Genomic DNA, 6,585 nt, shown 5'->3' with positions numbered 1-6,585 from the left:
GGCGCGGCGGCCGCACGCCGCGGTATAACTGGAGCGCTTACTTTCTCTTCCGCTTTATTGACGCGCTGCAGCGATTTTGTATCTGCTCTCAATCTGAAACGGGCAACGGCTGCAGCAAGTGCGTCCGCTTCAGATGTGAGCGCATGGCTTGCAGCAGTCGTTTCCTCGAACATCGCAGCATTTTGCTGCGTGACATGATCAAGTTCATTGACCGCCGTGTTGATTTCGTTCAGGCCGGTCGACTGCTCCCGCGCCGAGGCCGCGATCGTTGCCACGCGTTTAGAAATTTCTGACACAGATGAGACAATTGCTGACAGCGATTCTCCCGTCTTATCGACAAGATCGACGCCTGCTGCGACCTGCTCTCCTGAGCTTGTTATAAGCGCATTAATCTCACGTGCCGCGTCAGAGGAGCGTTGCGCAAGCGCACGCACCTCAGTCGCCACCACGGCAAAACCGCGTCCCGCTTCGCCGGCGCGTGCCGCTTCTACTCCTGCATTGAGCGCCAGCAGATTGGTCTGGAAGGCTATGTCGTCAATGACGCTTGTGATATTGGAGATCTCCTGCGAAGAGGTTCGGATCTGGTCCATCGCATCCACAGCCTGGCGTGCCACCTCCCCGCCTTTCTCAGCATTTTTCTGAGCTTCTGCAGAGATTGAAGACGCGTCATCGGCTCCTTCAGCGGCAGACCGGACAGAACTGGTAAGCTCGTCCAGGGCAGCCGCAGTTTCTTCAAGTGTCGCGGCCTGTTTCTCTGTCCGGCGTGACAGATCGTCGGCAGCTGCTGAAATTTCCGAGGTCTCGTTCCGGATCGATTCTGCATTGTGCGACACCGCCCCTACGGTCTCACCAAGCGAAAAAAGGGCTTCGTTGTAATCTTCGCGCAACCGTTCGTAATCGGCCGGAAAACTGTCTTCGATCGGATCGGCAAGATTGCCTTCCGCAAGTTTGCGCAGCCCGATACCAAGGGCCTCAACGACGCGGACCTGTTCAGCGGCGACCCGCTCGCGCTCCGCGTCTGCCGCATCAAGGTTGCGCGCGCTGTCTGTTACATCCGTTCCGAGAAAAATAATCCGCTCAGGATTGCCGTCCGGTGACATCACCAGTGCAAAACTGCCGTCAACTATAAACGGCGCGTCCGATGCCGGGCATGTGAGCTTAAAGCGTCCGGCCGTTTTTTCGCCGGATATGACTGCCCTGTAAAGGCTGTCTGCGTCTCTTTCTTCATTCCCTGTGCCGGCAAAGAGATCTGCAAATGGTTGGCTTGTGTCACCTGACAACCCGAGCAGGCTTTCTGCATTCTCGTTACTTCCGGCGAACTGTCCGCCCGCATCAAACTCAAGGCGGATCTGCTGGGCGTCGATTGCACCGAGAAGTGCGGCGTTGCGCGCATCGGTCGTGCGGTCTATCCACTCGATAACAGCGCCGATCATAATGCCTTCTTCACTGAAGGCTGCGCTCAGCTTCAGCTCGAAAAGCTTTTCTCCGATGCGGGTGATATGCTCAACCGGCAACGCGGCCTCACGCTCTTCAGCAATCCTTGTGCACTGTGATTTTAACGGATCAAACTCAGACAAATCCGCCCCGATCGGGGACTCTGCATCAAGTCCCGTCCAGACCGGACCGATGTCCCGTGAGTTGTCTGACAGCAGTCCCGAACAGGCCGGGTTGACAAAAATCACCTTCAGATCTGCATCCACCATCATCATCGCCGCCGCAGACCCGCTGAAAGCCGCACCTTTGAAGGCGCTTTCTACAGAAGCCTTCTGTGCATCCGAGAGCGCGCTGCGAAACGTATCAAGACGTCGGGCCATTTTGCCCACTTCATCACCGCGCCCGGTGAATGGAATTCCGATATCGTAATTGGCAGCGGCCACTTCGCCCATAGCGCTTTCAATACGAACCAGCGGTCGTGACATCTGGCTGCGCAGAAAGAATGCGGCGCAGGCAAGAGCGACGGCCATGACACCCAGACCCATCAGCAGGGCGTTACGCTGCAGTTCAGCCAGGGCCGCAAGTTTGCTCTCTATGCTCCAGGTGGTAACAACGGCCCCTGTCAGTTCTTTGTTATCGCCAAAGAAAATCGGAAATCCGGCAACAAGGCCATCCGGTCCGGTCGCGGGCTCACCGGTCGTAAGAACCTGTTCGGCCACCGCCGTGGCACCTGCCTGATCAAACCCGTCGGCACCCCCACTGTAAATCAGATCGCCTGCAAGCCCTACCACAATGGCGCCGGTAGCATCGGGTTGAGCCGCCTCGATCACGCCGGACACCATTTCCTCAATTCCCGCTGCATTGCCAAACCGGACCGCGCCGCCCATTTCCAGCGAGATCAGACCGGAGACTTCGGACGCGCGCTCGCTGAGGCCTTTCACGGTCATTTCCGTTTTTGAACGGTTTTCCATGATCACGATGCTGGCCACCACGGCGACGATGCAGGCAAATACCATAATCGTACACTTCACGAAGAGGCTGTTGAGAGGGTTTGCCTTCTTATCAGACCGGTTTGAGAGCGCCATCGCCACTTCCTTTTGCGAAGATTTTCAGGTCGGCACGGTCGGACTGCGATCACAGGTGTCCGTGCCTGTCACGTCATGTCCTACACGGCAGGTCTTACGGAGCGCTTAACGGCTGAACGGCGGGCACAGGCAGACCTCCGGCTCCCCGCCGGGAAATCTGCTTAAAATCGTCTGTAAGTGGTGCTGTGGTACCCGCGGCCGGGCTCGAACCGGCACGGCATTTCTGCCTGGGGATTTTAAGTCCCCTGTGTCTACCATTCCACCACGCGGGCCCGCGCCGCACAATAGCGCGAAGCCACCGGGTGTAAACGGGTCAGATGTCTTTTCCCGGCAAAGCCAGCGGCCCGCCTTCGGCCATCAGAAACCGCTCAGAGAGCCAGGGGTTGTTTTCCAGCGCCTGCAACAGGCTTTCACGCGCCTCATCGGTGCGGCCGAGGTTCATCAGAGTGAGCGCCCTGCCGGACCGGGCAGCCACATGATCCGGCGACAGCGCCAGAGCCCTGTCGAGGTCGACGAGCGCCTTCTCGTACTCCTCACGCAGGAAATGGATATAGGCGCGTTGGTTGAAGCCTTCTGCATAAAGCGGGCAGTAATCTGCAAGTCGGTCAAATTCCTGCAGAGCACCGGCGAAGTCATAGCTGTCTCTGCGTCGCAGACCGCGGTCCAGTACCTCCTGCGCGGCCTCGTCCGGGGCGCGCAACCAGACCTGCCACATCTGACCTGACACTTCACGGCCCGCCATATCGTTCGGTGCCGAACGTGCCTTTTCAAACAGGGCTTCAAGCTCTGCGGTATAGTCGCGGGGCGCGGGGCATTCAGCCAGCGCGGGTGCGGAAAACAACAGGATCGCGGCGATGAACTGTTTCATACAGAGCAAGGTGGCGCGGATCAGCCAATGGTCAAGTCGTGTCCGGCAGCATTGCCTCTTTCACAACTTTCAATACCAGACAGGTCGATGTAGCGGTCACGTGCGGACAAGCGGAAATTGTCTCCTTCCGGAAAGCGTCGGTACCCGGTGATGTGACGAATGCGCATCTCGAGAAGATAATTGAAACTACCGGCGATCATTTGGGCCTGCCCAATCCCGGGCACGCGGGCGGCGGCCTCGCTCAACGCGGCACCACGTCTGTTGCTGAGAAACACCTCGGCAAAGGCCACGTGATCCGGTCATACGTGCACAGGCTCCGGCAGTGCGTTGTCTCCAATGATCACGCCGGTTTCGTCAAACCGGCGCAGACGCGCCAGGGGTCAGTATTCATGGCAATCCGATGCACCGGGCAGGACCGGAGATGCTGATCCGGCCCTCTTCGGCAGGTACAGACAGAAGAGCACAATCGAACCGGTTGAAATCGAAGCCGTCACTTTCAAAGTCTGTTCCTGATGTCTTCATCTGACGGCTCTTTGCCTTGCGCCTGTCAGACATCATGATTTTATAACCGGTATAAGCCGGAGAAGACACGCAGCAAATCCATCACAGGACAGGCGATATCCGGCCCGCCCTGTGTCACCGGCGCGTCGCGGGCATCCCTGCCAGCGGTGTCAAATGGAGAAAGCCCGCCTTTTACGGACTTTGGCGCCGGATCAAGCCGGCGGCACAGGTCTTGGTATCGCAGCAAAACCTGCGCACCAAGGTGCTTGACCATGACCCGACAATCGCAGAGCCTGCGCAGATGTTTCCGATCCGTGATCATAATCCCTCCGGCCGTAGGCCGTTTGTCACCTGGACGCTGATGGCGGCCAATATCCTGATCTTCTTCAGTTACTGGGGGGAGATAGACAACGCGCGCTATATGAATGCGTTCTGGTATGACTGGTCGCTGATCCCTGCGCGGGTGATCACCGGGGACGGCGCCTATACGATCATCTCTGCGATGTTTCTGCATGGCGGGCTGATGCACCTGGCCGGCAACATGCTGTTTTTGTTTATCTTTGGAGATAATATCGAAGATACGATGGGCCATTTCGGGTTTTTGGCATTCTATCTTGTTTGCGGTGTTCTGGCCTCGGTCGCCCATATCGCGATCGAGCCGGGGTCAACTGTGCCGCTGGTCGGCGCCTCGGGTGCTATTGCGGGTGTCATGGGGGCCTACCTGCTGCTTTTTCCAAAAGCGCGTGTAGATATCCTGCTGATCCTGATTGTGATTTTCCGGGTCTTTCCGATCCCCGCCTGGATTATGCTTGTGCTCTGGTTCGGCATGCAGTTCGTGGGCGGCATCGGTGCGGGCTCAGAGGCGGGTGGCGTGGCCTACTGGGCGCATGCCGGTGGATTTGTCGCAGGGGTGATCGGCGCGGTGCCGGTCTGGCTCAGGCTCGGCGGCCCGGCTTTCTGGAAGCGCACACACGGCGAGCCGCCGCACCCTGAGGCGCGCTATACCGTCACCAGCAGGGTGCCGCGGATAGAGCGCAGATGAGCCGCACCATAACCGCATCATGCCATTGTGGCACCGTGGAACTTGAGGCTGTTCTCATGGCCGACCCGGGCAATGCCGCGCGCTGCACGTGTTCGTTCTGCGCGCGCCGGCAGGCTGCGAATGTGTCAGCGCGCGCGGCTTCGGTCAGGGTGATCAGGGGTGCGGGAAACCTGTCGCTCTATACCTGGGGGACACACCGGGCGAAACACTGGTTTTGCCGGACCTGCGGGATCTACACGCATCACCAGCGCTTTTCCGATCCTTCAGAATGCGGGATAAATGTAGGTTGTATTGAAGGGGTGCGCCCCTGGGAGATGGAACCCTTTGCCTGGAATGACGAGCAAAGCCAGCTGCCGGCAGACGACCCGCGCTAGCAATCAGCCACGCACAAGTTTGGCAAAGGGTGCAAAGATCGGCTCATTGGCGCAAATGATCGTGCCGTCAGTGATGATGTCGCCTCCGGGATTTATCGGTTCAGCCAGACCGCCCGCTTCGCGCACGATGATAACTCCGGCTGCGATGTCCCAGGCATTGAGCCTGCGCTCCCAGAAGCCATCATACCGACCGGCGGCCACATAAGCCAGATCGAGGGCGGCAGCACCCCACCGGCGCACACCCGCACAGCCCGGCAGCACGCGGCCAAGCTCTTTCAGCGTGTCCGGCAGATCACTGCGCCCGCCAAAGGGCAGACCGGTGGAAAAGACGCTCTCGATCATCCGGCTGCGGCCTGAGACCCGCAGGCGGCTGTCGTTCATCCAGGCACCTGCCCCTTTTTCAGCAAAAAACATCTCATCCTTGGCGGGATCAAACACAACGCCGGCAACGATCTGTCCTTTGTGCTCGAGCGCGATTGAGACAGCCCAGTGCGGCAGCCCGTGCAGGTAATTCGTGGTACCGTCGAGCGGGTCGACGATCCAGCGTCGGGTTGGATCCTGGCCCTCTTCCTCGCTGCTTTCCTCGGCCATCCAGCCATAGGTCGGACGCGCGCCCATCAGGTCCTCTTTGATGATCTTTTCCGCATTGAGATCGGCGCGGGAGACAAAATCACCCGCCCCCTTCATCGAGACCTGCAGGTTCTCGACCTCGCGGAAGTCTTTCACCAGTGAACGGCCCGCGCGGCGAGCGGCTTTGATCATGATATTGAGATTTGCGCTGCCAACCATCTGCCGGGACCTCATGCGTGTTTCAGGCTGCGCGTATAGTCGCCTGGTGCCGCAATGCCAAGGGGGTGTGGCATGGCCGCCGACCGTTTCAACCGGACGCAGGACAGGCGTTGTTTCGAAGGCGCGCGGGAGAGGCCGGTTGCTGTTGATGCCGGGCTCCGACCCTGTAAGCGTGGCCCGGGCCTTTGCTGTTACTGCACGGTACTGACCGGTTCTTCTGCGGCGCGGCCCGGGCGGGATGCTCTACAGCACGGCCCGGGCCGGATGCTCTACAGCGCGGCCCAGGCCGCGACGCCTCCCGGCATCGGCGGACGAAAATAAGCGATCATCCGGCCCTCCTCCGGCGCATACGCCCCCGGCGTCCAGGGCGCCACACCATGCAGGGCGAGGCGGTGCACCATGCTGACCGTTCCGGGTGACCCGTGTAAAAGGATCCGCGGGCAGGTATCGAAAACTTTACGTCGCGCGGTCTGATAGACTTCCGTCACATCC

The 6,585-nt window shown here is 59.5% G+C and carries 7 protein-coding genes, 1 tRNA gene and 1 pseudogene; 2 read left to right on the top strand and 7 right to left on the bottom strand.

Annotated elements, in window-relative coordinates; all coding sequences use genetic code 11:
- From Q0M35_RS16160 to Q0M35_RS18600, 5 genes are all read right to left on the bottom strand, one after another.
- The coding region (locus Q0M35_RS16160; RefSeq protein ID WP_295317209.1) for a methyl-accepting chemotaxis protein at window positions 1-2,519 on the bottom strand (2,519 nt) is incomplete at its 3' end.
- Window positions 2,520-2,705: 186 nt separating this feature from the next.
- A tRNA-Leu gene (locus tag Q0M35_RS16155) sits at window positions 2,706-2,791 on the bottom strand.
- Window positions 2,792-2,832: 41 nt separating this feature from the next.
- Window positions 2,833-3,387 (bottom strand): tetratricopeptide repeat protein, encoded by a 555-nt coding sequence (locus tag Q0M35_RS16150; RefSeq protein ID WP_295317207.1) that lies wholly within the window; start codon window positions 3,385-3,387, stop codon window positions 2,833-2,835.
- A 20-nt stretch (window positions 3,388-3,407) separates the two neighbouring features.
- Window positions 3,408-3,677 (bottom strand): hypothetical protein, encoded by a 270-nt coding sequence (locus Q0M35_RS18605; RefSeq protein WP_366519678.1) that lies wholly within the window; start codon window positions 3,675-3,677, stop codon window positions 3,408-3,410.
- A 97-nt stretch (window positions 3,678-3,774) separates the two neighbouring features.
- A complete protein-coding gene (locus tag Q0M35_RS18600; RefSeq protein ID WP_366519677.1) occupies window positions 3,775-3,909 on the bottom strand; it encodes a hypothetical protein in 135 nt (44 codons plus the stop codon).
- Window positions 3,910-4,189: 280 nt separating this feature from the next.
- On the opposite strand from Q0M35_RS18600, the gene Q0M35_RS16140 reads away from it, so the two are divergent.
- Together Q0M35_RS16140 and Q0M35_RS16135 are read left to right on the top strand one after the other, a co-directional pair.
- Entirely contained in the window at window positions 4,190-4,930 is a 741-nt protein-coding gene (locus Q0M35_RS16140) for a rhomboid family intramembrane serine protease (RefSeq protein WP_295317211.1), read from the top strand.
- A complete protein-coding gene (locus Q0M35_RS16135; protein WP_295317203.1) occupies window positions 4,927-5,304 on the top strand; it encodes a GFA family protein in 378 nt (125 codons plus the stop codon). Before Q0M35_RS16140 ends, Q0M35_RS16135 begins: the two co-directional genes overlap by 4 nt.
- A 3-nt stretch (window positions 5,305-5,307) precedes the next feature.
- On the opposite strand, the gene Q0M35_RS16130 is transcribed toward Q0M35_RS16135, so the two are convergent.
- Both Q0M35_RS16130 and Q0M35_RS16125 read right to left on the bottom strand, forming a co-directional pair.
- On the bottom strand, window positions 5,308-6,093 hold the full coding sequence (locus Q0M35_RS16130; RefSeq protein WP_295317196.1) for an inositol monophosphatase family protein: 786 nt from the start codon (window positions 6,091-6,093) through the stop codon (window positions 5,308-5,310).
- Between the two features lie 269 nt (window positions 6,094-6,362).
- Window positions 6,363-6,585 (bottom strand): annotated as a pseudogene (locus Q0M35_RS16125) (hypothetical protein); the annotation flags it as partial.

Origin of the sequence: Roseobacter sp. (genome assembly GCF_024639605.1) — a bacterium.
In the GTDB taxonomy this organism is placed as follows: Bacteria; Pseudomonadota; Alphaproteobacteria; order Rhodobacterales; family Rhodobacteraceae; genus Roseobacter.
Note: the sequence above shows the minus strand (reverse complement) of the source record. Positions and strands in the feature narration are given on the sequence as shown.

Excerpts from the sequence above, each read along its gene's own strand:
- Q0M35_RS16150 (WP_295317207.1), bottom strand. The coding sequence starts at position 3,387 with ATGAAACAGTTCATCGCCGCGATCCTGTTGTTTTCCGCACCCGCGCTG.
- Q0M35_RS16130 (WP_295317196.1), bottom strand. The coding sequence starts at position 6,093 with ATGGTTGGCAGCGCAAATCTCAATATCATGATCAAAGCCGCTCGCCGC.
- Q0M35_RS16140 (WP_295317211.1), top strand. The coding sequence starts at position 4,190 with ATGTTTCCGATCCGTGATCATAATCCCTCCGGCCGTAGGCCGTTTGTC.
- Q0M35_RS18600 (WP_366519677.1), bottom strand. The coding sequence starts at position 3,909 with ATGAAGACATCAGGAACAGACTTTGAAAGTGACGGCTTCGATTTCAAC.
- Q0M35_RS16135 (WP_295317203.1), top strand. The coding sequence starts at position 4,927 with ATGAGCCGCACCATAACCGCATCATGCCATTGTGGCACCGTGGAACTT.